Raw genomic sequence first — 23,882 nt, 5'->3', positions numbered from 1 at the left:
CCATGCTTTGGCCGAATTGCCCGCGTGGATAGCGACGGCATCGCCGTTTCGCTCGGCGAAGGAGAGGAAGACATGACGGTCAAGGTGGCGATCAACGGCTTCGGCCGCATCGGGCGCAACGTTCTGCGCGCGATCATCGAGTCGAAGCGCAAGGACATCGAGGTCGTGGCGATCAACGATCTCGGCCCGGTCGAGACCAATGCCCATCTCTTCCGCTTCGACTCCGTCCATGGCCGCTTCCCCGGCACGGTGACCGTCTCCGGCGACACGATCGATGTCGGCCGCGGCCCGATCAAGGTCACCGCGATCCGCGATCCCAAGGACCTGCCGCACAAGGCGCTCGGCGTCGACATCGCCTTCGAGTGCACCGGCATCTTCACCACCCGCGACAAGGCCGCCGCCCATCTCGCGGCCGGCGCCAAGCGCGTGCTGGTCTCGGCCCCCTGCGACGGCGCCGACTTCACCGTCGTCTTTGGCGTCAACCATCACGAGCTGACCAAGGACCACGTCGTCGTCTCGAACGCTTCCTGCACCACGAACTGCCTCGCCCCGGTCGTGCGCGTGCTCCATGACGCCGTCGGCATCGACAAGGGCTTCATGACCACGATCCACGCCTATACCGGCGACCAGCCCACGCTGGACACGATGCACAAGGACCTCTACCGCGGCCGCGCCGCGGCGATGTCGATGATCCCGACCTCGACCGGCGCCGCCAAGGCGATCGGCCTCGTCATCCCCGACCTGAAGGGCCGTCTCGACGGCACCTCGATCCGCGTTCCCACCCCGAACGTCTCGGTCGTCGACTTCAAGTTCATCTCGAAGCGCAAGACCACGGTCGAGAAGGTCAACGAGGCCATCATCAAGGCGTCGAAACGCGGCCCGCTCAAGGGCATCCTGGCGGTCACCGACCAGCCGAACGTCTCGATCGACTTCAACCACGATCAGGCGTCCTCGACCTTCGCCCTCGACCAGACCAAGGTCATGGACGACAAGTTCGTGCGCGTGCTGTCCTGGTACGACAACGAGTGGGGCTTCTCGAACCGCATGAGCGACACAGCCGTCGCCATGGGCGCCCTGCTCTGATCCATCACCTTTCTGCCCTTCTCTGAGGGCATGACACCTGAATGCGAGGCCGCGCTGCCAAGGCGCGGCTTCGCCCGATACGTCCCAGCTACGGAGCGCCTATGGCCAAGATCGAGCCGACTGTCGTGACCCCGGCGAATACCGAGCCGCCCGTCATGGCGCCCCCCGCATCCGGCCCGACCCTCGTGGCGACGACGCCCGCCGAGACAGCAGCGCCCGTCACCGAGCCGCGCAAGCTCGACCAGCTCTCCCGCATCGAGGAGAAGGCGGCGCGCATCGAGGAGAAATTCGCCCGCTACGAGGCCGTGCTGACCCGCGCGGAAGCCTCGCTGGAGCGCAGCGCCCATAAGGTCGATGCCGCCGCCGGCACGATGGACTTCGCCTCGATCCGCGGCGAGATCACCGCGCTCCGCAACCGCGTCGATGCGACGCCGCGCGCCGGCACGCTGTTCATGACCGCGATCGTCACGGCTGTGCTGACCGTGATCCTCACCATCCTCGTGCTGAAATTCGGCGTGCCCGGCCTGTTCGGAGGCCTGCTGGCGCGATGAGCTTTCGGGACGTCGCTCTCTTGACCGTGCCGCGCAGCCTGCGCTGGCGGCCGGTCGAGGGCGTCGGACTGGAGCATCTCACGCTGCGCAGCACGCCTGACGGCCTTCGTGCCGAGGCCGTGGTCATCGGCGACCGCGGCGATGGCGAGCCCTACGGCGTGTCCTACGCCATCGACTGCGGCACCGACTTTGCCGTGACCGCCGTCACCATCGCCGCCACCGACGGCCGGCGCGTCTTCCTGGAAAGGCGCGACGGCATCTGGCGCGATGTCTTCGGCGAACACCTCTCCGCCTTCGACGACTGCATCGACATCGACCTGCAGGGCTCGCCCTTCACCAACACCCTGCCGATCCGGCGGGAGCGCTGGGAGATCGGCCAGAGCCGCAGCTTCGCGATGCTCTACATCCCCTTCGACGATTTCGCGCCGCGCCTCGACCGGCAGACCTATACCTGCCTCGCTCCACGCCTGTTCCGCTATCAGGCGGCCGATGGCAGCTTCGAGGCCGAATTGCCTGTCGACGAGGACGGCCTCGTCGTCGATTATCCCAGCCTGTTCGAACGCATCCGATAAGAGAGCCCGATGACTGCCTTCCGCACCCTCGATGACGCCGACCTCGCCGGCAAGCGCGCGCTTGTCCGCGTCGACCTCAACGTTCCCATGGAGGATGGCAAGGTCAGCGACACCACCCGCATCGACCGCATCCTGCCGACGATCCGCGAGATCGCCGACAAGGGCGGCAAGGTCGTGCTGCTCGCCCATTTCGGGCGCCCCAAGGGCCGCGACGACAAGAACAGCCTGCGCCAGGTCGTGCCGGCGCTGACGCAGGCGCTCGGCCGCCCCGTCACCTTTGTCGACGACTGCATCGGCGATGACGTCGCCAAAGCGCTGACCGCAGCCAAGAACGGCGACGTCCTGCTGCTGGAGAACACCCGCTTCCACGCCGGCGACGAGAAGAACGACCCGGATTTCGTCAGGGCGCTCGCTGCCAATGGCGATCTTTATGTCAACGACGCCTTCTCGGCCGCCCACCGCGCCCATGCCTCGACCGAGGGCCTCGCCCATGTGCTGCCGGCCTATGCCGGGCGCACCATGCAGGCGGAGCTCGAAGCCCTTTCCGCCGGCCTCGACAACCCGGCCCGCCCGGTGATGGCGATCGTCGGCGGCGCCAAGGTCTCGACCAAGCTCGACCTGCTTGGCAATCTCGTCAGGAAGGTCGACGTGCTCGCCATCGGCGGCGGCATGGCCAACACCTTCCTCGCGGCGCGCGGCGTCGATGTCGGCAAGTCGCTCTGCGAGCATGACCTCGTCGGCACCGCCCGCGAGATCGAGGAGAAGGCCAAGGCCGCCGGCTGCGAGATCCTGCTGCCGGTCGACGCGCTGGTTGCGCGCGAATTCAAGGCCCATCCGAGCTATCGGGTCGTGCCGGTCGGCGGTGTCGAGGCCGACGAGATGATCCTGGATGCCGGCCCGCTCTCGATCGCGGAGGTCGTGCTGCGGCTGGAGAAGGTGAAGACGCTCGTCTGGAACGGCCCCTTTGGCGCCTTCGAGCTGCCGCCCTTCGACACCGCGACCGTCGCCGTCGCCAAGGCCGCGGCCAAGCGCGTCAAGGCTGGTGAGCTCGTCGCGGTCGCGGGCGGTGGCGACACCGTCTCGGCCATGAACCATGCCGGCGTCGCCGACGACCTGTCCTATGTCTCGACGGCGGGCGGCGCCTTCCTCGAATGGATGGAAGGCAAGCCCCTGCCGGGCGTCGAGGCGCTCAGGAAGGCCTGATCCTCGACAGGACGATACCGTCGGCCGCTTCGACAACGGAGCGGCCGCTCGCATTTTAAGGTTTTCGCCGGTTTCGCTTTGCGCGACCGGCGCCGACGGACTAAATCCACCCTCAGACCGATAAACCAAAGGGGAGTGCCATCGTGGCCCGTATCACGCTTCGCCAGTTGCTCGATCATGCCGCCGAGAATGACTATGGCGTGCCCGCCTTCAACATCAACAACATGGAGCAGGCGCTGGCGATCATGGCGGCGGCCGATGCGACCGACGCGCCGGTGATCATCCAGGCTTCGCGCGGCGCCCGCAGCTACGCCAACGACATCATGCTCAAGCACATGATGGACGCGGTCACCGAGATTTACCCGCATATCCCGGTCTGCGTACATCTCGACCACGGCAACGAGCCGGCGACCTGCATGACCGCGATCCAGGCCGGCTTCACCTCCGTCATGATGGACGGCTCGCTCAAGGCCGACGGCAAGACCCCGGGCGACTGGGACTACAATGTCGGCGTGACCAAGACCGTCACCGACATGGCCCATCTCGGCGGCATTTCGGTCGAGGGCGAGCTCGGCGTGCTCGGCTCGCTGGAATCCGGCGAGGGCGAGAAGGAGGACGGCCACGGCTTCGAGGGCAAGCTCAGCCACGACCAGCTCCTGACCAATCCCGACGAAGCCGTGAAGTTCGTCGCCGAGACCAAGGTCGATGCGCTCGCCATCGCCATGGGCACCTCGCACGGCGCCTACAAATTTACCCGCAAGCCCGACGGCGCGATTCTCGCGATGCATGTCATCGAGGCGATCCACAAGCTGCTGCCGAACACGCATCTCGTCATGCACGGTTCGTCCTCGGTCCCGCAGGACCTCCAGGACGTCATCAACCAGTATGGCGGCAAGATGCCCCAGACCTGGGGCGTGCCGGTCGAGGAAATCCAGCGCGGCATCAAGCACGGCGTGCGCAAGATCAACATCGACACCGACAACCGCATGGCGATGACCGGCCAGATCCGCAAGATCCTGTCGGAGAATCCCGGCGAGTTCGATCCGCGCAAGTATCTGAAGCCCGCCATGGAAGCGATGACCAAGCTCTGCAAGCAGCGCCTTGAGGAGTTCAACACCGCCGGCCAGGCCTCGAAGATCAAGCGCGTCATCACGCTGGCCGACATGGCCAAGCGCTACGCCAAGGGCGAGCTCGACCCGACCTTCGGTTCGAAGAAGACGGCTTGAGCTAGCTCGCCTGTCACAACGACAACGGATCGTCGGCCAGCATTTTTCAGATCGACCACAACGCCGCCGGGTGGCCCGGCGGCGTTTTTTGTTGTCCGGCAGCGGGGCTTGATTGCCTAGGTCAATTGCCCTAATCAAGAATTAGGACGATTGACCTAAAAAAACCGCAAACGAAGCGCCGGAGTGGGCAGCGGGGAGCGCATGGGAGCAGTGGCAACGAAGCGGCATATCGTCGAGGCGGCCGACAGCCTGTTCTACGAGCACGGCTTCGAAGCGACCGCCTTTGCCGATATCGCTTCCGCCATCGGCATCTCGCGCGGCAATTTCTACTATCATTTCAGAACCAAGGACGAGATTCTCGACGCTGTGATCACCCGGCGGCTGGAACGGACCCGCCAACTTCTCGACAGTTGGGAACGTGAGACCGGCTCCGCGCGCGATTGCCTCCTGAGCTTTGCCGGGATGCTGATCGCCAACCGCACGAAGATCATGCTCTACGGCTGCCCCGTCGGCTCTCTATGCCTGGAACTCGCGAAGCTGGACCATCTCGCGCTCGGCCGCGCGACCGAACTGTTCACGCTGTTCCGGGAATGGCTCGCCACTCAATTTGCCACGCTGGGCCGTGGCCCCGACGCCGACGCCCTCGCGATGCATCTGCTGATGCGCAGCCAGGGCGTCGCGACGCTCGCCGCAGCCTTGCGGGATGACGGCTTCATCGAGAGGGAGGTCGAAGCGATGAAGGCCTGGCTCGATGCACAATGCCCCACCGCCCCGGCCGCCCCGCCCGCTGATCCGTCGACAAGAGGAGACCGCCATGTTCGTCGTCACGCTTCGCTTCTCCACCAACAAGGCACAGGCACCGAACCTGATGCAGGCGCATAACGACTGGATACGCAGCGGTTTCGACGACGGCATCTTTCTGATGACGGGCAGCCTGAAGCCGGGCTTGGGCGGTGTGATCCTAGCGCATCAGACCACGCGTGCCGAGCTGGAAGCACGCGTGGAGAGGGATCCGTTCGTTACCGAGGATGTCGTAAGCGCCGACATCTTGGAAATCGCGCCGGGTCGCGCCGACGATCGGCTCGCCTTCCTCATGGCTTGAGACGGCCCGGCCATCACGGCAAACCGTCTCAAACGCCGATCTTGCCACCGCCCTTCTTGGTGATCGCCACCACAGAGGGCCGCACGGGCATATCCGGCTTGAAGTCAGGCCAGCGGGTCGAGAGGTCCTCGTAATAGGAGCGGCGGCCGAATTCCGGCCAGTCCGGGCCGTCATCGCCGGGATGCTGCACGGCGACGAAGGCGGTGGTGTCGTCCGGCGTGAAACAGGGGCCGCACAGCTCCGCACCATGCGGCACGCGGTAGAACAGCTTCGAGGTCCGGCGCGCCCCGCCCTCGGTATCGACGGCCCAGAGCCCGTCGGTGCGCCCGGTCACGTCGATGCCGTTGCCGTCGGTCGCCACCCAGAGCCGCCCGGCTGAATCGACCACGGCATTGTCGGGCATGCCGAACCAGCCGTTTTTCGTCGTGTCGGTCGAGAAGCTCGCGCCGACCGCCGCAACGGAAGGATCGCCGCATTTCAGCAGGATCTCCCAGCGTCCTTTGGTCGCCGTGTGGTCGCCATCGGCCTCGGCGATCTCGACGATATGGCCGAAGGCGTTCTTGGCACGCGGGTTGGCGGCGTCGACTTGCTCGTCCTTGCGGCTCGTATTGTTGGTCAGCATCACATAGACGCGGCCCGTCACCGGGTTCGGCGTGATGTCCTCGGGGCGATCCATCTTGGTCGCGCCGAGCAGGTCGCCGGCGCGGCGCGCCTCGATCAGCACATCCGCCTGGCTCTGGAAGCCGTTGGCAGCAGTGAGCGGGCCCTGACCGAAGACCAGCGGCAGCCATTCATGCGTGCCGTCGGCCGCGAACTTGGCGACGTACAGCGTGCCGGCATCGAGCAGGTCGAGATTGGCCGCGCGGTTGCTCGGGTCGAACCGGCCCGCCGTGACAAACTTGTAGACATAGTCGAAGCGCTCATCGTCGCCGAGATAGGCGACCACGCGCCCGTCCTTGGCGACGATCATGTCGGCGCCCTCATGCTTGAAGCGGCCGAGCGCGGTGCGCTTCTTCGGCACCGAGTTCGGATCGAACGGATCGACCTCGATCACCCAGCCGAAGCGGTTGGCCTCGTTCGGCTCCTTGGCAAGGTCAAAGCGCTCCTCGAAGCGCCCCCAGGCGTAGGGCGAGGACGGCACGGCCAGGCGCTTGTAGTTCGCCGCCTCGCGATGGCCCTCCGGCAGCTTGCCGGAGAAATAGCCGTGGAAGTTCTCCTCGCCCGAGACGAAGGTGCCCCAGGGCGTCAGCGCGCCTGAGCAGTTGTTGAGCGTGCCCAGAACCTTGCGGCCCGTGGCATCAGCCTTGGTCTGGACGCGCTCGGTGCCGGCGACCGGCCCGGAGAGCTGCATCTCGGTCGCGGCGGTGATGCGGCGGTTGTACTTGGAATCCTTGACCAGCGCCCACTCGCTACCGGTCTTGCGGATTTCCGCGACCGTCGCGCCATGCGCCATCGCCTCGATCGCGAAGCGCTCCGGCGTCGCGTTCTTCAGGACGGGCTTGCCGTCCTTCATCTCGACCACGCCCGGGAACATCAAATGCGGGTTGGTGTATTCGTGATTGACGAAGAGCAGCCCATGCGCGGACGGATCGGCAGCGCCGGTCATCGGCACATAGCCGACGAAGTCGTTGTTGTAGCCGAACTGCTTGCTCTGGGCCTCGGCGCTCTGCTTCGCCGGGTCGAAGGCCGGCGCATCGGCCGTCAGCGGATCGCCCCAGCGCAGCAGCACCTGCGCCTCGTAGCCATCAGCGACATGGTGATCGGCATCGACGCCGACCTCGACCTCCTTGAAGGAGAAGGCCGACTTGGCGCCTTGCGCCTGCGCTTCGGCGGCGGTTTCCAGCGCCAACGTGCCGACCGTCGCCGAGATCGCCGAGACGGCGAGAGCGCCCTTGAGCAACCCGCGCCGCGAGAAGCGCTGCGAGATCAGCTCGCCCATCGTCGGATTGTCGGTCGGGTTCCGCGGCTCGGCATCCTCATGCTCCAGCATGCTGGCGCCGAAAGTGGATTCGTGATCGTCGTCGCGCATGATCGGCCTCGGTCGCTTCGGATTGGAATAATGCGCAGCTAGACTTAGGCTTTGACAGCCACATGACATCACCGTCCACCGTCAGGCCATCTTCAGGCAAGCCCGGCGCCACAAGGTGGACCCCGGCCCTGCGCCTGCCGCTCTTTCCGCATCCCGCGATTTCTGGTTCAACGCTAGCTCACATCTGTCCCGGCCGGCTCCCCGCACCATGTCGATCGTCTTCTCTGCCCTGGTCGCGGTCTTCGTCGGCTTCGCCGCCTCCGTCGCCGTCATCCTGCAGGCCGCGCAGGCGCTGGGCGCCACGCCCGGCCAGACCATTTCCTGGATCGCGGCGCTCTGCCTCGCCACCGGCGCCTCCAGCCTCTTCCTATCCTGGCGTTACCGCATGCCGATGATCTGCGCCTGGTCGACGCCGGGCGCGGCGCTGATCGCAGCGGTCACCGGCTTCGATATGGCCTCGGCCGTCGGCGCCTTCCTGATCGCGGCCGTGCTGATGATGCTGACCGCGGCCTTCCGCCCGCTCGGCAGGCTGATCGAGCGTATCCCGATGCCGGTCGCGGCGGCGATGCTCGCTGGTGTCATCTTCCGCTTCGTCGTCGCGGTCTTCGACGAGATGCGTCTCTCGCCCGGCCTCGTGCTGCCGCTGCTGGCGGTCTTCCTCATGGCGCGGCTGCTCAACCCCTTCCTCGGCGTCATTGCCGCGCTCGTCGCCGGCATCGCGATCAGCTTTGTCGGAGGGTTGGCGCACTGGCCTGCCGGCGCAATGACGCTGAGCGGCCTCGAATTCGTCACGCCGCGCTTCGATATTGCCGCCATGCTCGGTATCGGCATCCCGCTCTATCTCGTCACCATGGCCGCCCAGAACCTGCCGGGCTTCGCCGTGCTGCGCGCCGCCGGCTATAATCCGCCGACCGCGCCCTCGCTGTTTGTCACGGGGCTGACCTCGCTCCTGACCGCCTCCTTCGGCGCGCATATGACCAACATGGCCGCGATATCGGCCTCGATCTGCACCGGCGGCGACACCCATCCCGACCCGGCCCAGCGCTGGAAGGCAGGCGTGCTCTACGGACTCGCCTATTTCGTCGTCGCCGCCTGCACCGGCCTGCTGATCGCCCTGCTGCTGGCGCTGCCCAAGGCGCTCATCGTTGCCGTGGCGGGCCTGGGCCTCATCGGCTCGCTCACCGGCGCGCTCGGGCAGGCCATGGCCTCCGACAAGGAGCGCTTCGCCGCCGTCGTCACCTTCGCCGTTGCCGCCTCAAGCCTTTCGCTTTTCGGCATCGGCTCGGCCTTTTGGAGTCTCGTTGCCGGCCTTGCGGTCTTGACATTGGACTTCGCTGCGGGCCGTTTGCGCAGCCGATCATGACCACACAATCCTCCTCCCCCCGCCTGATGCTCGTCACCCCTCCCGTCGCGGACGCGGAGGCCATGGCCTTTCGCCTGATGCAGGCCATGGCCGGCGGCGATATCGCCGCCGTGCTGCTGCGCCTTGCCCCCGGCGACGACCGCAGCCGGATCGAGCGCGTCAAGCGCCTCGCCGGCCCGGTCCAGGCCAATAATGTCGCGCTCGTCGTCGAGGACAACGCGCTCGTCGCCACGCGCGGCGGCGCCGACGGCGTCCATCTCACCGGCGGCCCGGCCGCGGTTGCCGAGGCTCGCTCCAGCCTGAAGAGCGAGCGCATCATCGGCATCGGCGGCCTGCGCGCCCGCCACGACGCGATGGATGCCGGCGAGGCCGGCGTCGATTACGTGATGTTCGGCGAGCCGCGCCCGGATGGCTCGCTGCCGCCGCTGGCGGCGGTGGTCGAGCGCGCCGGCTGGTGGGCCGAGATCTTCGAGACGCCTTGCGTCGCCTATGCCCCTGATGCCGAATCCATCCCGGCGCTGGTCGAGACCGGCGCGGAATTCGTCGCGCTCGGCGCCTGGGCCTTCGACGAGGGCCAGGATATCCGCGCCCTGGTCGAGCAGGCCAACCAGGCAACCGCCGCCTGCGCGGCGCGGAAGGCGGCGCGATGAAGCGGCTTGCCGGGCTCGTCCTGCTCGCCGGCGCCCTGCTGATCGGACCGGCCGAGGCAGCGCCCGCGCCGGACGTCGCCTATGGCGCCTACCAGGCCGGCCATTACCGTCGTGCACTGGCCGAGGCGCTGAAGCGCATCGAGGCGGACAACAACGACGCTGCGGCCATGACCCTCCTCGGCGAGCTCTATCGTCAGGGCCTCGGCGTCGCGCCGGACCAGAAGGTCGCTACCGAATGGTACGAGCGCGCCGAGGCGCGCGGCGACATCAGCGCCGCCTTTGCGCTGGCGACGCAGCTCCTCGACGAGAAGAGCGGCAAGCGCGATCCGGCCCGCGCCGGCGCCCTGCTGGAGAAGGCCGCCGCCGCCGGCCACCCGGCCGCCAACTACAATCTCGCCATCGCCCTGCTCGCGGCGAACCGGGAGGCTGACGACAAGCGCGCCGTCGCCTGCCTCGAGATCGCAGCGAAGGCCCGGGTCGGCGATGCCCTATATGCGCTCGGCATTCTCGCCAAGCAGGGTCGCGGCATGCCGGCCAGCGAAGAGGTCGCAGCGCGCTGGATGAAGCAGGCCGCCACGGCCGGCAACCTCCCCGGCGAGGTCGAGTATGCCATCATGCTGTTCAACGGCACCGGCGTGGAGAAGGACGAGGCCGCCGCGGCCAGCTTGTTCCGGCGCGCCGCCTGGCAGGGCAACCCGATCGCCCAGAACCGCCTCGCCAAGCTCTATCAGTTCGGGCTCGGTATCGCGCCGGACACGATCGAGGCGGCAGCCTGGCATCTCGCAGCCCGTTCGCAGGGCCTCAAGGACGCCGCGCTGGACGACCTGTTCGAGCGCCTCAAGCCCGAGCAGCAGGCCCGCGCCGCCCGCATGGCCGCCGGCCGGATCAGCAGCGCCGTCTTGACGGCGCCCTAAGACCCGCGCAAGTGACGGGCTACTACGGTCGAAACACAGCCCTCATCCTGAGGAGCGGGCAAAGCCCGCGTCTCGAAAGATGCTTCAGCGCGCTCTGGAACATCCTTCGAGACGCCGCTTTCGCGGCTCCTCAGGATGAGGGCTGGCGTGACCGTTCCTTCATTTCCAGCCGCGCCCGCGAGCGCGCAAGAGGTTTCCGATGATCCGCTCCCCCCTGATGACCGTGATGACCGACGCCGTGATGAAGGCGTCCCGCTCGCTCAAGCGCGACTTCGGCGAGGTCGAGAACCTGCAGGTGCTCGCCAAGGGCCCGGGCGACTTCGTCTCCAAGGCCGACCACAAGGCCGAGGAGATCCTGCGCGAGGCGCTCGAGAAGGCGCGCCCCGGCTACGGCTTCGTCATGGAGGAGAGCGGCGTCGTCCACGGCACCGACGAGAGCAACCGCTGGCATATCGATCCGCTCGACGGCACCCACAACTTCCTGCGCGGCATCCCGCACTGGAACATCTCGGTCGCGCTGGAGCGCGACAACCAGTTCATCGCCGGCGTGATCTACGACGCCGCCAAGGACGAGATGTTCATGGCCGAGAAGGGCAAGGGCGCCTTCGTCAACAACCGCCGCCTGCGCGTCTCCGGCCGCAACGAGCCCACCGACATGCTGATCGGCACCGGCATCCCGCACATCGGCAAGGGCGGCCATGGCCAGTTCCTGCGCGAACTCGCGGCCGTGATGCCGCGCTTCGCCAATGTCCGCCGCATGGGCTCGGCCGCGCTCGACATCGCCTATGTCGCCGCCGGCCGCATGGACGCCTATTGGGAACGCGGCCTCAACACCTGGGATTTCGCGGCCGGCGCCGTGCTGATCCGCGAAGCCGGCGGCACCTTCGGCACGCTCGACGGCAAGCCGATGACCAGCGCCAAGGATATCATCTGCGGCAACGAGGCCGGCGAGCGCGCGCTGAGCGCCGCGCTGAAAACCGCAGCCGCCTGAAACTAAACTGTTGCTCTTTCGTGCTTGATCCCGGCGGCGTGGGAGGCGACAGTCCTCCCCGCACTCCGAGGCGAACGGAAGACGACGCATGGCTATCGAGGATTTTGCGGCCGAGCCGGCAACGGCCGCAACCGCACGGACGCAGGTCCGCTTCTCCAGGCCGCTCCGCTTTGTCGTCCGCGCGGTCCTCTTCCTCGCCCTGATCGGCTTCCTCGGCTACATCCTGCAGGCCGGGCTGATCCAGGCCTTCCTGACCAATCCGGGGCTGAACGGCCTCATCCTGGGCGCCCTCTTCGTCGGCTGCCTGATCGCGCTGCGCGAGCTCTGGCGCATCCACAGCGAGGCGCGCGCCGCGACCAGCCTTGCCGCCGACCCCGCTTCGGCGGATGTCCGCCGCGGTCAGGTCATCGCCCCGATGGGCTCGGTCCTGCCGGCGCTGGAACGCGGCACGCTGGCCCCGGCCCAGGCTGTCTCGGTGCTCGAATCGATCGCGGTCAGGCTCGACGACGGACGCGAGGTCCTGCGCTATCTCAGCGGCCTGCTCGTCTTCCTCGGCCTGCTCGGTACCTTCTGGGGCCTGCTCGACACGGTCGGATCGGTCGGCGGCGTCATCAAGTCGCTGCGCACCGGGGCCGAGGCCGGCGTGCTCTTCGACGAGCTCAAGGCCGGCCTTTCCGCCCCGCTCGCCGGCATGGGCCTGTCCTTCTCGTCCTCGCTCTTCGGCATCGCCGGCTCGCTGATCCTCGGCTTCCTCGATCTTCAGGTCGGGCAGGCCCAGCGCCGCTTCCGCAACGAGGTCGAGAGCTGGCTCGGCAGCCGCACCGGCACGGCCGAGGCGCCGACTACCCTGCTGGGCGCCGGCAACCCGCTGGCCGACCGTTTCGAGCAGCTCAGCGCCGCCATGGCCGACGGCGCCTCCAACAACCGCGCCGCGACGCAGGCCCTCTCCAACCTCGCGGAGGGCATCCAGGGCCTCGTCCAGCACATGCGCTCCGAGCAGCAGATGATCCGCGACTGGGTCGAGGCGCAGGCCGCCCGCGAGAAGGACATGAAGCGCCTGATCGACCGCCTTACCGCCGACCAGATCACCGAGCCATGATCTCGTTCGGCATCACAGGAACCTGACGAATGGCCCTCTCCCGCGCCCATCGCCGCGAGGAAACGAATTTCTGGCCCGGCTTCGTCGACGCGCTCTCGACGATGCTGATCGGCATCGTCTTCCTGCTCACCGTCTTCGTGCTCGGCCAGTTCTTCCTCTCGCAGGAGCTGACCGGCAAGGACACGGCGCTGGAACGCCTGAACAAGCAGATCTCGGAGCTGACCGACCTGCTCGCCCTGGAGCGCTCCTCCAACCGGCAGGCGCAGGAGAGCCTCCAGCTCATGCAGTCGACGCTCGCCCAGACGCAGGGCGACCGCACCCGCCTGCAGGGCCTGATCGACACGCAGCAAGGCAGCAATGCCGACGCCCGGCTCGCCGAATCGCAGAAGGCGCTCGACGCCGAAAAGCAGCTCTCCGCCCGCGCGCAGGCGACGGTCGATCTCGTCAACCAGCAGATCCAGGCCATGCGCCGCCAGCTCGCGGCGCTGGAGGAAGCGCTCTCCGCCTCCGAGGCCAAGGACAAGGATTCGCAGGCCCGCATTCACGAGCTCGGCTCGCGGCTCAACGTCGCGCTCGCCCAGCGCGTGCAGGAGCTGGCGCGCTACCGCTCGGACTTCTTCGGCCGCCTGCGGCAGGTGTTGGGCACCCGGCCTGACATCCGTGTCGTCGGCGACCGCTTCGTCTTCCAGTCCGAGGTCTTCTTCGATGCCGGCCAGGCCGTGCTGAAGCCCGAGGGCAAGGGCGAACTCGACAAGCTCGCCACCATCCTGCTCGATCTCGGCAACGAGATGCCGCCGGACCTGCCCTGGATCCTGCGCGTCGACGGCCATACCGACAACCGCCCGATCAGATCGGCCCAGTTCCCCTCGAACTGGTATCTGTCCTCGGCCCGCGCCATCGCGGTCGTCGAATACCTGATCTCGCGCGGCCTGCCGACCGACCGCGTCGCGGCGACCGGTTTCGGCGAGTACCAGCCGCTCGACGTCGCCAATAACGACGAAGCCTACCGCCGCAACCGCCGCATCGAGTTCAAGATCACGGAACGCTGACATATGCCCCGCAGGCCCTTTCCCCGGCTTCCGGTCGGCGCGTCGCTGCTCGCTATCGGTGCGTTGCTGGCGGCCAGCCCCGCCCCGGCCGAGCCGCGAACGTCCACGATCGAGGAATGCGCCGCCTGCCATGGCATCGACGGTATCGCCCGCGACACCGAGGTGCCGCACCTGGCAGGGCAGAACGAGCGGTATCTCTACAATCAGATGATGGCGTTCCGCTCGGGCAAGCGCCAGCACAAGGAGATGCGCTATATGGCGCGCCTGATGTCGACGCAGGAGATCGCCGCGCTCGCCGCCTATTACGCTGCCATGCCACCGCGCTGAGACGGCTCAGGCCGTCTCCAGCCCGAACTGCAGCGCCGCCAGCCGGGCATAGAGCCCGCCGCGTGCCTTGAGCTCGGCATGGCTGCCTTCCTCGACGATACGCCCGTCCTCCATCACGAGGATGCGGTCGGCCGAGAGGATGGTCGCGAGGCGATGCGCCACCACCAGCGTGGTCCGGCCCTGCATCAGCCGGTCGAGCGCATCCTGCACCGCCCGCTCGCTTTCGGAATCGAGCGCCGAAGTCGCTTCGTCGAGCAGCAGGATCGGCGCGTCCTTCAGGATCGCCCGTGCGATGGCGAGGCGCTGGCGCTGGCCGCCCGAAAGCGTCACGCCGCGCTCGCCGACAACAGTCTCATAGCCATCAGGCAGGGCGCGGATGAACTCGTCCGCCGCCGCGAGGCGGGCTGCGGCCTCGACCTCCTCCTGCGAGGCGTCGGGCCGGCCATAGGCGATGTTGTCGCGCACCGAGACGCCGAACACCGTCGGCTCCTGCGGCACCAGCGCGAAACGCTCGCGCCAGACCTCGGGATCGGCCTCGGGACCCGCAACGCCGTCCACGACGACGCGCCCATCCTGCGGATCGTAGAAACGCAGCGCCAATTGCAGCACCGTGCTCTTGCCCGCGCCTGAGGGGCCGACCAGCGCGATCCGCTCGCCCTGCCGGACCGAGAAGTTCAGGTTCGACAAGGCCGGCCCGACGCGGCCGGGATAGCTGAAGGAAACGTTCTCGAACGCGAGCTCGCCGTGCGAAGGCTTCGGCATCGGCTTGGGATGCGGCGGCGCGGCGATGGCGGGCTTCAGCGCCAGGATCTCGCCGAGCCGGCTGGAAGCGCCCGCAGCCGCACTGATATCGCCATAGACCTCGGAGAGCTGGCCGAGCGAGCTTGCCGCCAGCACCGCATAGAGGATGAACTGCGACAGCCGCCCGCCGCTCATCCGCCCGTCGAAGACCTCGGTCGCTCCAACCCAGAGCACGCAGACCACGCTGGCGCTGACCAGGAAGATCGCGACGCCCGAGAGCAGCGCGCGCGAGGCCGTCGCCTCCCGCGAGGCAGAGTAGGCATCGTCGGACGCCCCCTCGAACCGCGCCGAGCTCTGGCGCGCCGCGCCGAAGGACTGCATCGTGCGGATGGCGCCGACCGCCTCGGCCGCGAAGGCGGAGGCATCGGCCAGCCGGTCCTGCGCCGCCCGCGAGCGCCGCCTGACCGAGCGACCGGACAGGACCAGCGGAATCACGATCAGCGGGATGACGCCGATGACGATCGCGGAGAGCCGCGGGCTCGTCGCGACCATCATCGCCAGCGCGCCCAGCGCCATGATGGCGTTGCGCAGCGCGATCGAGGCGGTCGAGGCGAAGGTCGACTTGATCTGCGTGGTGTCGGCGGTGAGCCGCGAGACGAGGTCTCCCGCCCGGCTCGAATCGAAGAAGGCCGGCTCCAGCCGGGTGAGATGGCGGAAGACGTCGGCCCGCAGCGACGCGACGATGCGCTCGCCCACCGTCATGACCAGATAGAACCGCGCCGAGCTCGCCAGCGCCAGCACGCCGACCACGCCGATCAGCAGGATGAAGTAGCTGTTGGCGAGCTGCCGCTCGCCGCCGGCGAAGCCGACCTCGATGACGCGCCGGACCGCCAATGGCAGCGCCAGCGTCGCCAGCGACGCGACGACCAATGCGACGAGCGCAAACGCGATCCGGCGCTTCTGCGCCCGCGCATAGGGCCAGAACGTCGCGAGCGAGCGGAAATCGGGCCGGACCTTCTTGTCGTTCTTGTCAGCTTCGGCCACGCGCCGGAACTCCTGCTTCTCGCGCACGCGTTGCGCGCGCTCTTTCGATCAATCTAAAACTCGCCCCGGTGAAGCCGATCATGGCCGGATTGGCAAACGACGCAACGCCGCAGGGGAGCCCTCCGGAGCGCGTCGCGCTTGCGCTGAGGCGCCGGCTGCGATATGTGCACGCGACTTCACGACAGGCTCATCCGAATTCTTTCGACGGGCCGGGCAGGCTCGCCTGCTTGTCGATGCGCCCGTTTTTGTAGCTCCGAGGATTTCGTCATGGCCAAGGCCGGCATCCACCCCGATTATCACACCATCAAGGTCGTCATGACCGATGGCACCGAATATGCCACCCGCTCGACCTACGGCAAGGAAGGCGACACGCTGAACCTTGACATCGACCCCAAGACCCACCCGGCCTGGACCGGTGGCACCCAGCACATGCTGGACCGCGGCGGTCGTGTCTCGCGCTTCAACTCGCGCTTCAGCGGCATCGGCGCGATCGGCAAGAAGTGATGCTGCGGCGCTCCGGCGCCGCCGTCATTGATCTCGAACAAAAAACCCGGCCTCACGGCCGGGTTTTTCGTTTTGGCACGATCGGGTAGCAGCACCCGGAGGCACCGCACGCCTGAAGGGCTCAGCGCCCGAAGCCCAACCGCGCCTCGAGGCTGGCAAGCTGGTTCAGCACGGGGTTCACGCTCGCGCGGACCAGCGCCGCGCCTGACATCTGGCCTTCGAGATGGCGGATGCGCTCCTGCAGGCGGAAGGAATGCGCCATCAGGTCGCGCAGGCGATCCGGCAGCTGTGCCACGATATGCTCGGCCGGCGGCGGCATCGGATCGGCGATCTTGACCTTGTTATGCTCGGTGCGGGCCTGCTCGACGGTGAGCTCGCCTTCGGCCACGGCTCGCTGCACCAGGAGCCAGGAGGCGATCTGCATCAGGCGCGTCGTCAGGCGCATACTTTCGGTGGCATAGGTCAGCGAGGCCTCGCGCGGCAGGGCAGCGGCGTCCTTGCGCCCGTCCCCGTCGAGATAGCCAGCTGTCTGCTCGACCAGCCCCATGCCCTCACGAAACAGCAGCATGAAGGCATCGGAGCGCACGAAGCCCCGTGCAAAGGAAATCGCGCCCTCTTCCGTCTGCGGATCGAGCAACTGGGCTTCGTTCATTGGTGTCTCCCATCGGCACAAACCCGTGCGCCTCTGGAACGCGTCACGGATATGGTTGCCGATGTCGCAAGGATAGCGCCGATCATGGTTTCCGACGCCGGTAAGGTGCCGTTAACCTTAACGAGGCTAAACCGCTGTGGCGATAACAAGGCAGGCGCGTCCACAGGAGTGGATCGATCGGCCGACGCCAGATCATCGCGCGCCCGATCGGGCGCGAGAACGATGATCTGCCTTAAGGGTATCGCATCGGAATGATCCGAAAAGTGGTTTCCACTTTTCGGTCCGATGCGAGGGGAACGGTGCAGACAAAAAAAGAGCCGCCAAAGGCGGCTCGAAGGTCAACAGGGAGGCGTCAAACAGAGTGGGCAGGAGCCACTCGACATCCAGACAAACTGGATGATGCGATTCATACTTTGGAATCATTAACGCCCGGTAAACGGGCGTCTCTTTTTGACGCTTTTTCAGGCCGGCTTGCGGAAGAACGCGTCCGCCGCCGAGCGCGAGGCGTCCTTGCGCGCCCGCGTCTCGATCAGCCGCTCGATCTCGGCCTTGAGCGCGGCGATGCGCTCGTCGATCTCGGCCAGCGACAGCATCGACAGGTCCTGTCCGATCTCATGCACGCTCTTCGGCTTGGGACGGTCGTCCTCCGGGAATATCGACATGGCGGCCTCGCATCTGCTCAAACTGCGCGCGGCACGCTAGCCAAGTTTCGACCGCAGTCACGCTGCGACGCACCAAACGAGGACACTCCGCCATGACCATCCTTCCCGAGACGATGACGGCGATCGGCATGGCGGCACCCGGCGGGCCCGAAGTCCTCAGGCCGGAAACGCGCCCGGTGCCGAAGCCCGGCCCCGGCCAGATCCTCGTCGCCATCGCGGCTGCCGGCGTCAACCGTCCCGACGTGCTGCAGCGCCAGGGCGGCTACAATCCCCCGCCCGGCGCCTCCGACATCCCCGGTCTCGAATTCGCCGGCACGGTGGTCGCCCAAGGCGAAGGTGCCAGCCGCTTTCCGGTCGGCGCGGCCGTCTGCGCCCTCGTCGCCGGCGGCGGCTATGCCGAATATGCTGTGGTCGACGAGAGCAATGCCCTGCCCGCCCCCAGGGGCCTGACGCTCACCGAGGCGGGCGCGATCCCCGAGACCTTCTTCACCGTCTGGACCAATGTCTTCCAGCGCGGGCGCCTGCAGTCCGGCGAGAGCTTCCTCGTCCATGGCGGCTCGTCGGGCATCGGCACGACCGCAATCCAACTCGCCAAGGCTTTCGGCGCGACCGTGATCGCGACCGCCGGCTCCGATGACAAATGCGCAGCCTGCATCGAACTCGGCGCCGACCACGCCATCAACTACCGCACCGAGGATTTCGTCGCGGCGGGCAAGGCCATGACCGGCGGCAGTGGCACCGACCTGATCCTCGATATGGTCGGCGGCGACTATATCGACCGCAATTACGAACTGGCCGCTGATCAGGGCCGCATCGTCCAGATCGCCTTCCTCAACGGGCCGAAGGCCACGGTCAATTTCAGCCGCCTGATGCTGAAGCGCCTGACCCATACCGGCTCGACGCTGCGCCCGCGCACCGTGCCCGAGAAAGCCGCCATCGCCGCGGAGCTGCACGCGAAGGTCTGGCCGCTGCTCGAGGCCGGGCGCTGCAAGCCGCTGATCCACTCGACCTTCCCGCTGGCACAGGCGGCCGACGCCCATCGCCTGATGGAGTCGAGCGCCCATATCGGCAAGATCGTGCTGACCGTGTGAGCGGCTGCGATCACACGCTTTTCATGGACACCCGCCCCGCCCTCGCCTATAAGGCGCGCCATCCTGCTCATCGTCGATGATTTGGATGGCCGGCCGGGGAGGCCGGTCGGCGCATGAGAGCTATTGTCCGCGACCCTGCCTTTATGAGCCCCTGCGAGCGGCGGCGCGAAGGCGAAGAGGAGACCGTCCCGTGTCACAAACCCCGCTGATGCCCAAGGCCACCGCGGTCTGGCTGGTCGAAAACACCTCGCTGACGTTCGAGCAGATCGCCGAGTTCTGCAAGCTGCACCCGCTCGAGGTGCGCGGCATCGCGGACGGCGAAGTCGCCGCCGGCATCAAGGGCCTCGACCCCATCACCTCCGGGCAGCTCACCCGCGAGGAGCTGGAGCGCGCCGCCAAGAACCCAAATCATCACCTCAAGCTCGCCGAGCGCAAGGTGAAGGTGCCGGAGATCAAGCGCACCAAGGGCCCGCGTTACACCCCCGTTTCCAAGCGCCAGGACCGGCCGAACGCCATTCTCTGGCTGCTGCGCAACCATCCCGAGCTCAAGGATGCGCAGGTCATCCGCCTGATCGGCACGACCAAGTCGACCATCGCGCAGATCCGCGACCGCACCCACTGGAACGCCCAGCAGCTCACTCCGATCGACCCGGTCAGCCTCGGCCTGTGCTCGCAGATCGATCTCGATTTCGAAGTCGGCCGCGCCGCCAAGGACCGCCCGGCCGCGCTGGCCGAGGCCGGCTCGACCCTGCTGACGGTGGAAGAAGCCACCGCTCCGGAGCCCGCGCGCAACGAGAGCCAGCCCTTCGCCGACATGAGCCGGCCGAAGCGCGAGGAAGAAGCCGCGATCGACGTCGATTCCGTCTTCGCCAAGCTGAAGCAGCTCAAGCGCCCGGCCGACGAAGAAGACGACGAGTAAGATCTCCCACCACGGACGCTGCGCATGTCGAGCATGGATGGCCTCGCCTTCACCTTCCTCGGCACCGGTGCACCGCCCGTCAGCCTGCGCCGCGCCGGCCCCTCGCATCTCGTCGAGGCGGCCGGCCGCAAGCTGCTGATCGATTGCGGCTCCGGCGTGAGCCAGCGCCTCGTCGCTGCCGGCACGCGCGGCGCCGATATCGACGCCCTGATCGTCACCCACGAGCATTCCGACCATCTGGTCGATTTCTACCAGCTCGCGGTCTCCTCCTGGCATCAGGGCCGCGCCAGGCCCTGGCGCGTGCTCGCCCCCGCACCCGCGCTCGCCAATCTCCGCGCCCAATATGCCGCCTTCGAGCGCGAGCGGGCCTTGCGCATCGCCTTCGAGAAGCGGCCAGACACGACGGGCCTTGAGGTCGTCTTCGAAGAATTGCAGGAAGGCCCGGTCTCAGGCCTCGGCGGACTCTCGGTCGAGGCCTTCCTGGTCGATCACCGCCCGGTCGAGCCGGCCTTCGGCCTGACCCTGTCGCACCGCGGAGCCCGCATCGTGTTTTCGGGCGACACGCGCCTGACGCCTTCACTGGAGACGCAAGCGGCCGGATGCGACCTCCTGGTCTGCGAGGTCTTCATCGCCAGCCAGATGCCGGTCGTCGCAGGCGTCCGCTCGGCCGAAACCGTCGCGGCGGTCGAGAGCTATCATATGACGCCGGCCGTCGTCGCAGGCCTTGCGACGCGTACAGGGACCAAGGCGCTGGCACTGACCCATCTGGTGCCGCCCAACGCCGACACCACCGCGCTCGCCCGCGAAGTGCGGGCTGCGGGCTATGGCGGCGCCTTGCTCGTCGGGGAAGACCTCATGCGCCTCGCCGTGCCGGAGCGACTGCTGAGCTGGAACGGCGCAGCGATCGCCTACTAGAGCATTTCCGCCGAACGTTGAATCGATTGTGATGTGACGAGCTCGGGTCAGGCTGATTCAACCTCCGTGTTGAAGGAGGTGAAGGATGGCGCGCGCTCTGAGTGACGATCTTCGCATACGCGTTCTGAAGGCTTCGACGGAGGGACTGTCGGCCCGAGGGGCGGCGGCCAGGTTCGGCGTCGGGATCTCGACCGCTATCCGATGGATTGCCAGGGCCAGGACAGGCGAGCGGACGGCCCGCCCGCAAGGTCGGAGACGCGGCTCGAGCCTTGATGCGCATGAAGCCTTCATCGTCGGGCTGATCGAGGAGCGGCGGGACATCACGCTGCACGAGATGGCGGCACGGCTCCTGACCGAGCGCACCGTCTCGATCCGCCGTAGCGCGCTGAGCGCCTGGCTGCGTTCGCATGGCTGGACGTTCAAAAAAAGTCCGCCCATGCACTGGAGCAGGAGCGCCCCGACGTCCTGAAACGGCGGCGGGACTGGTTCGAGGCCCAGCCCGATCTCGATCCACAAAGCCTTGTCTTCATCGACGAGACCGGCCTCTCGACCAAGATGGCCCGCCTGCGCGGTCGGGCTCCGCGCGGTGAACGCTGCCGGGCGGGCGTGCCTCACGGCCATTGGAAAACGACCACTTTCGCCGGAGCCCTGCGGCTCGGCGGCATGACCGCACCCTTCGTCTACGACGGCGCCATGAACGGCGTCGTCTTCCTCGCCTATGTCGAGCAGGTGCTGGTCCCGACACTGAAGCCCGGGGACATCGTCATCATGGACAACCTGCCCGCCCACAAGCCGGCCGGCGTCCGCGAGGCAATCAAGCGCGTAGGCGCGACGCTGTCCTTCCTGCCGCCCTACAGCCCGGACATGAACCCGATCGAGAATGCCTTCGCCAAGCTGAAGGCCATGCTCCGGGCCAAAGCAGAGCGCTCGATCGGCGCCTTGTGGGACGCAGTCGGCACCATCGTCCAGCTCTTCTCGCCGACCGAATGCGCCAACTACTTCAAGGCAGCCGGATATGATCCAGATTAAGCCGGAAACGCTCTAGCCACGCCCGCGCAGGATCGGCGCTAGCCGATCCCCCTGCCTTTCAGCGCCGTGCCGATCTCGCCGAGCACCGCGATATCCTCGATCGTCGCCGGCACGGCGTAATCCTCACCATCGGCGATCTTCTTCATCGTCGCGCGCAGGATCTTGCCGGAGCGCGTCTTCGGCAAACGGGCGACGGTCAGCGCCAGCTTGAAGGCGGCGACCGGCCCGATGCGTTCGCGCACCAGTGCGACGAGCTCCTTCTCGACCTGCTCGGGCGTCACGGTCGCGCCGGCCTTCAGCACGACGAAGCCGCAGGGCTGCTCGCCCTTGAGCGCGTCGCGGATGCCGACCACCGCGCATTCCGCCACGGCCGGATGCGCCGCCAGCACCTCTTCCATGCCCCCGGTCGAGAGCCGGTGGCCGGCGACATTGATGATGTCGTCGGTGCGGCCCATGATGAAGACATAGCCGTCCGCATCGATGAAGCCGGCATCCGAGGTGTTATAATAGCCCGGATAGGTCGCGAGATACGCCTCGCGGAAGCGCGCATCGTCGTTCCACAGCGTCGGCAGCGCGCCTGGCGGCAAGGGCAGCTTCAGCACGATGGCGCCCATCTTGCCAGCCTCGACCGGCCGCCCGCCCTCGTCGAGGCATTGCACGTCCCAGCCCGGCAGCGGCACCGTCGGCGAACCGTGCTTCACCGGCAGGAGCCCGAGCCCCAGCGGATCACCGACGATCGGCGAGCCGCTCTCGGTCTGCCACCAGTGGTCGATCACCGGGACCTCGAGCATCTCCTCCGCCCATTTCAGCGTCTCGGGATCGGCCCGTTCGCCGGCGAGAAACAGCGCCCTGAAGCGCGAGAGATCATGCCCGGCGAGATATTGGCCCTCGGGGTCCTCCTTGCGGATGGCGCGGAAGGCGGTCGGTGCCGTGAACAGCACCTTGACGCCATGCTCGGCGATCACCCGCCAGAAGGCGCCGGGATCGGGCGTGCCGACCGGCTTGCCCTCATAGAGCACGCTGGTCGCGCCCTGGATCAATGGCGCATAGACGATGTAGCCGTGGCCGACGACCCAGCCGACATCGGAGGCGCAGAACATCACCTCACCCGGCCCGACATCGAAGAGCTGGTCCATCGTCGCCTTGAGCACGACCATGTGCCCGCCATTGTCGCGCACCACGCCCTTGGGCCGGCCGGTCGTGCCGGAGGTGTAGAGGATGTAGAGCGGGTCCGTCGCAGCGACCTCGACGCAATCAGCCTTGCGCCCGGCGGCCTTGGCGGCGGCGACCAGCGTGCGCCAGTTCTTGTCGCGGGTGACATGCATCGAGGCATCGGCCTGCGGCCGCTGCAGCACGACGCAGGTTTGCGGCTTGTGCCTGGCCATCTCGATCGCGCCGTCGAGCAGAGGCTTGTATTCGACCACGCGCGTCGGCTCGATGCCGCAGGTCGCAGTCAGGATGACCTTGGGCTCGGCATCGTCGATGCGGGTCGCCAGTTCCTTGGCCGCGAAGCCGCCGAACACCACCGAATGCACGGCACCGATCCGGGCGCAGGCGAGCATCGCGAAGGCGGCCTCCGGCACCATCGGCATATAGATCAGGACGCGTTCGCCCTTTGCGACGCCGAGCTCCTGCAGGACGGCGCCGAGCGTCGCGACCTCCTCCAGCATCTGCGCGTAGGTATATCTCGCCTTGGTTCCCGTGACCGGGCTGTCATGGATCAGCGCGACCTGCTCGCCGCGGCCGTCGCGGACATGTCGGTCGAGCGCGTTGAAGCAGGTGTTGCAGGTCGCGTCCGGGAACCAGCGGCCGTAGATGCCCGCAGTCGGATCGAAGGCTTTCTCGGGCGGCTTGATCCAGTCGATGCCCTTGGCCATGTCGAGCCAATAGGCATCCGGATCGGCCTGCCAGCGGGCGTAGGTCTCGCGATAGCCTTCGGAGCGGGCGGGCGCCGCATGGGAGCCATTCATCGGAAGCGTTCCTCTGCGCCGGGTTAAGAGTCTCTAACAAAACCCGAAGGGGTCTCGACGTCGGCAATTCGTCCGCTCCGCCAGGAGCGGGGCGAAGCCGATACCGTTGGTATCGGCAAGCACCGCGACGCCGCGGGCGGTCGAATTCCCGCCGCCGAAGGTGGGCTTTGGAAGAGCCGCTTGCCGCGTCGGAACG

24 protein-coding genes are annotated in these 23,882 nt (G+C 67.4%); 19 read left to right on the top strand and 5 right to left on the bottom strand.

All coding sequences use genetic code 11. From position 1 onward, the window contains the following. The first annotated feature begins 72 nt into the window (after window positions 1-72). The 7 genes from gap (at window position 73) to AC6RIC_RS07510 (ending at window position 5,737) form a co-directional block, all read left to right on the top strand. Window positions 73-1,083, top strand: a complete 1,011-nt coding sequence (gene gap, locus AC6RIC_RS07540; protein ID WP_454655770.1) for a type I glyceraldehyde-3-phosphate dehydrogenase — start codon at window positions 73-75, stop codon at window positions 1,081-1,083. Window positions 1,084-1,184: 101 nt separating this feature from the next. Beyond that, window positions 1,185-1,634, top strand: a complete 450-nt coding sequence (locus AC6RIC_RS07535; protein WP_454655769.1) for a hypothetical protein — start codon at window positions 1,185-1,187, stop codon at window positions 1,632-1,634. Beyond that, window positions 1,631-2,206 (top strand): putative glycolipid-binding domain-containing protein, encoded by a 576-nt coding sequence (locus AC6RIC_RS07530; RefSeq protein WP_454655768.1) that lies wholly within the window; start codon window positions 1,631-1,633, stop codon window positions 2,204-2,206. The genes AC6RIC_RS07535 and AC6RIC_RS07530 overlap by 4 nt, the downstream gene beginning before the upstream one ends. Before the next feature lie 9 nt (window positions 2,207-2,215). After that, window positions 2,216-3,409, top strand: a complete 1,194-nt coding sequence (locus AC6RIC_RS07525; protein ID WP_454655767.1) for a phosphoglycerate kinase — start codon at window positions 2,216-2,218, stop codon at window positions 3,407-3,409. Between the two features lie 143 nt (window positions 3,410-3,552). Continuing rightward, window positions 3,553-4,635 carry a class II fructose-bisphosphate aldolase gene (gene fba / locus AC6RIC_RS07520; protein WP_499735697.1) on the top strand — a complete coding sequence of 361 codons (1,083 nt, stop codon included), beginning with the start codon at window positions 3,553-3,555 and terminating at the stop codon, window positions 4,633-4,635. A gap of 201 nt (window positions 4,636-4,836) precedes the next feature. Then, window positions 4,837-5,517, top strand: a complete 681-nt coding sequence (locus AC6RIC_RS07515; protein ID WP_499736568.1) for a TetR/AcrR family transcriptional regulator — start codon at window positions 4,837-4,839, stop codon at window positions 5,515-5,517. Further along, entirely contained in the window at window positions 5,450-5,737 is a 288-nt protein-coding gene (locus tag AC6RIC_RS07510; RefSeq protein ID WP_499735696.1) for a YciI family protein, read from the top strand. Before AC6RIC_RS07515 ends, AC6RIC_RS07510 begins: the two co-directional genes overlap by 68 nt. Before the next feature lie 28 nt (window positions 5,738-5,765). Here the strand turns inward: AC6RIC_RS07510 and AC6RIC_RS07505 are convergent, their stop codons facing one another. Next, the gene (locus AC6RIC_RS07505; protein ID WP_499735695.1) at window positions 5,766-7,766 is read right to left on the bottom strand and encodes a PhoX family protein; all 2,001 of its coding nucleotides are present in this window, start codon (window positions 7,764-7,766) and stop codon (window positions 5,766-5,768) included. 208 nt (window positions 7,767-7,974) lie between these two features. On the opposite strand from AC6RIC_RS07505, the gene AC6RIC_RS07500 reads away from it, so the two are divergent. From AC6RIC_RS07500 to AC6RIC_RS07470, 7 genes are all read left to right on the top strand, one after another. Beyond that, a complete protein-coding gene (locus tag AC6RIC_RS07500; protein ID WP_499735694.1) occupies window positions 7,975-9,129 on the top strand; it encodes a benzoate/H(+) symporter BenE family transporter in 1,155 nt (384 codons plus the stop codon). Beyond that, complete coding sequence (locus AC6RIC_RS07495) at window positions 9,126-9,779, top strand: thiamine phosphate synthase (protein ID WP_499735693.1); 654 nt, start codon at window positions 9,126-9,128, stop codon at window positions 9,777-9,779. Before AC6RIC_RS07500 ends, AC6RIC_RS07495 begins: the two co-directional genes overlap by 4 nt. Next, a complete protein-coding gene (locus AC6RIC_RS07490; protein WP_499735692.1) occupies window positions 9,776-10,693 on the top strand; it encodes a tetratricopeptide repeat protein in 918 nt (305 codons plus the stop codon). Before AC6RIC_RS07495 ends, AC6RIC_RS07490 begins: the two co-directional genes overlap by 4 nt. A gap of 199 nt (window positions 10,694-10,892) precedes the next feature. Beyond that, window positions 10,893-11,684 (top strand): inositol monophosphatase family protein, encoded by a 792-nt coding sequence (locus AC6RIC_RS07485; protein WP_454655761.1) that lies wholly within the window; start codon window positions 10,893-10,895, stop codon window positions 11,682-11,684. Between the two features lie 88 nt (window positions 11,685-11,772). Beyond that, a complete protein-coding gene (locus AC6RIC_RS07480) occupies window positions 11,773-12,783 on the top strand; it encodes a flagellar motor protein MotA (protein WP_499735691.1) in 1,011 nt (336 codons plus the stop codon). Window positions 12,784-12,812: 29 nt separating this feature from the next. After that, complete coding sequence (locus tag AC6RIC_RS07475; protein WP_499735690.1) at window positions 12,813-13,832, top strand: peptidoglycan -binding protein; 1,020 nt, start codon at window positions 12,813-12,815, stop codon at window positions 13,830-13,832. Window positions 13,833-13,835: 3 nt separating this feature from the next. Beyond that, window positions 13,836-14,159: a c-type cytochrome gene (locus AC6RIC_RS07470; protein ID WP_499735689.1), complete on the top strand. Its 324-nt coding sequence runs from the start codon at window positions 13,836-13,838 to the stop codon at window positions 14,157-14,159. Window positions 14,160-14,165: 6 nt separating this feature from the next. Here the strand turns inward: AC6RIC_RS07470 and AC6RIC_RS07465 are convergent, their stop codons facing one another. Next, on the bottom strand, window positions 14,166-15,944 hold the full coding sequence (locus AC6RIC_RS07465) for an ABC transporter transmembrane domain-containing protein (RefSeq protein WP_454655757.1): 1,779 nt from the start codon (window positions 15,942-15,944) through the stop codon (window positions 14,166-14,168). A gap of 267 nt (window positions 15,945-16,211) precedes the next feature. Here AC6RIC_RS07465 and rpmE point away from each other — a divergent pair, with 267 nt between their 5' ends. Next, on the top strand, window positions 16,212-16,448 hold the full coding sequence (gene rpmE / locus AC6RIC_RS07460; RefSeq protein WP_199091846.1) for a 50S ribosomal protein L31: 237 nt from the start codon (window positions 16,212-16,214) through the stop codon (window positions 16,446-16,448). Window positions 16,449-16,569: 121 nt separating this feature from the next. Here rpmE and rcdA read toward each other — a convergent pair whose 3' ends face one another. Next, on the bottom strand, window positions 16,570-17,100 hold the full coding sequence (rcdA, locus tag AC6RIC_RS07455) for a protease adaptor protein RcdA (RefSeq protein ID WP_454655756.1): 531 nt from the start codon (window positions 17,098-17,100) through the stop codon (window positions 16,570-16,572). A 461-nt stretch (window positions 17,101-17,561) separates the two neighbouring features. Then, the gene (locus AC6RIC_RS07450) at window positions 17,562-17,762 is read right to left on the bottom strand and encodes a DUF1192 domain-containing protein (protein ID WP_291654821.1); all 201 of its coding nucleotides are present in this window, start codon (window positions 17,760-17,762) and stop codon (window positions 17,562-17,564) included. 92 nt (window positions 17,763-17,854) lie between these two features. On the opposite strand from AC6RIC_RS07450, the gene AC6RIC_RS07445 reads away from it, so the two are divergent. The 4 genes from AC6RIC_RS07445 to AC6RIC_RS07430 all read left to right on the top strand — a co-directional run bounded on the left by AC6RIC_RS07445 (window position 17,855) and on the right by AC6RIC_RS07430 (window position 21,716). Continuing rightward, entirely contained in the window at window positions 17,855-18,853 is a 999-nt protein-coding gene (locus AC6RIC_RS07445) for an NAD(P)H-quinone oxidoreductase (protein WP_499735688.1), read from the top strand. 190 nt (window positions 18,854-19,043) lie between these two features. Continuing rightward, entirely contained in the window at window positions 19,044-19,772 is a 729-nt protein-coding gene (locus AC6RIC_RS07440; protein WP_454655753.1) for a DUF1013 domain-containing protein, read from the top strand. A gap of 24 nt (window positions 19,773-19,796) precedes the next feature. After that, the gene (locus AC6RIC_RS07435; RefSeq protein WP_499735687.1) at window positions 19,797-20,687 is read left to right on the top strand and encodes an MBL fold metallo-hydrolase; all 891 of its coding nucleotides are present in this window, start codon (window positions 19,797-19,799) and stop codon (window positions 20,685-20,687) included. Window positions 20,688-20,772: 85 nt separating this feature from the next. Then, a protein-coding gene (locus AC6RIC_RS07430; protein ID WP_499735686.1) for an IS630 family transposase occupies window positions 20,773-21,716 on the top strand; the annotation gives its coding sequence in 2 pieces (ribosomal slippage) (window positions 20,773-21,109 and window positions 21,109-21,716; 945 coding nt in all). A 38-nt stretch (window positions 21,717-21,754) separates the two neighbouring features. On the opposite strand, the gene AC6RIC_RS07425 is transcribed toward AC6RIC_RS07430, so the two are convergent. Next, window positions 21,755-23,686, bottom strand: coding sequence for a propionyl-CoA synthetase (locus AC6RIC_RS07425; RefSeq protein ID WP_499735685.1), 1,932 nt, complete (start codon window positions 23,684-23,686; stop codon window positions 21,755-21,757). Window positions 23,687-23,882: the final 196 nt, after the last annotated feature.

The organism is Allobosea sp. TBD101, assembly GCF_059817965.1.
Note: the sequence above shows the minus strand (reverse complement) of the source record. Positions and strands in the feature narration are given on the sequence as shown.

Coding starts and splice junctions, on each gene's coding strand:
- gap (WP_454655770.1), top strand. CDS start 73: ATGACGGTCAAGGTGGCGATCAACGGCTTCGGCCGCATCGGGCGCAAC.
- AC6RIC_RS07535 (WP_454655769.1), top strand. CDS start 1,185: ATGGCCAAGATCGAGCCGACTGTCGTGACCCCGGCGAATACCGAGCCG.
- AC6RIC_RS07530 (WP_454655768.1), top strand. CDS start 1,631: ATGAGCTTTCGGGACGTCGCTCTCTTGACCGTGCCGCGCAGCCTGCGC.
- AC6RIC_RS07525 (WP_454655767.1), top strand. CDS start 2,216: ATGACTGCCTTCCGCACCCTCGATGACGCCGACCTCGCCGGCAAGCGC.
- AC6RIC_RS07515 (WP_499736568.1), top strand. CDS start 4,837: ATGGGAGCAGTGGCAACGAAGCGGCATATCGTCGAGGCGGCCGACAGC.
- AC6RIC_RS07510 (WP_499735696.1), top strand. CDS start 5,450: ATGTTCGTCGTCACGCTTCGCTTCTCCACCAACAAGGCACAGGCACCG.
- AC6RIC_RS07505 (WP_499735695.1), bottom strand. CDS start 7,766: ATGCGCGACGACGATCACGAATCCACTTTCGGCGCCAGCATGCTGGAG.
- AC6RIC_RS07500 (WP_499735694.1), top strand. CDS start 7,975: ATGTCGATCGTCTTCTCTGCCCTGGTCGCGGTCTTCGTCGGCTTCGCC.
- AC6RIC_RS07495 (WP_499735693.1), top strand. CDS start 9,126: ATGACCACACAATCCTCCTCCCCCCGCCTGATGCTCGTCACCCCTCCC.
- AC6RIC_RS07490 (WP_499735692.1), top strand. CDS start 9,776: ATGAAGCGGCTTGCCGGGCTCGTCCTGCTCGCCGGCGCCCTGCTGATC.
- AC6RIC_RS07485 (WP_454655761.1), top strand. CDS start 10,893: ATGATCCGCTCCCCCCTGATGACCGTGATGACCGACGCCGTGATGAAG.
- AC6RIC_RS07480 (WP_499735691.1), top strand. CDS start 11,773: ATGGCTATCGAGGATTTTGCGGCCGAGCCGGCAACGGCCGCAACCGCA.
- AC6RIC_RS07475 (WP_499735690.1), top strand. CDS start 12,813: ATGGCCCTCTCCCGCGCCCATCGCCGCGAGGAAACGAATTTCTGGCCC.
- AC6RIC_RS07470 (WP_499735689.1), top strand. CDS start 13,836: ATGCCCCGCAGGCCCTTTCCCCGGCTTCCGGTCGGCGCGTCGCTGCTC.
- rpmE (WP_199091846.1), top strand. CDS start 16,212: ATGGCCAAGGCCGGCATCCACCCCGATTATCACACCATCAAGGTCGTC.
- rcdA (WP_454655756.1), bottom strand. CDS start 17,100: ATGAACGAAGCCCAGTTGCTCGATCCGCAGACGGAAGAGGGCGCGATT.
- AC6RIC_RS07450 (WP_291654821.1), bottom strand. CDS start 17,762: ATGTCGATATTCCCGGAGGACGACCGTCCCAAGCCGAAGAGCGTGCAT.
- AC6RIC_RS07445 (WP_499735688.1), top strand. CDS start 17,855: ATGACCATCCTTCCCGAGACGATGACGGCGATCGGCATGGCGGCACCC.
- AC6RIC_RS07435 (WP_499735687.1), top strand. CDS start 19,797: ATGTCGAGCATGGATGGCCTCGCCTTCACCTTCCTCGGCACCGGTGCA.
- AC6RIC_RS07425 (WP_499735685.1), bottom strand. CDS start 23,686: ATGAATGGCTCCCATGCGGCGCCCGCCCGCTCCGAAGGCTATCGCGAG.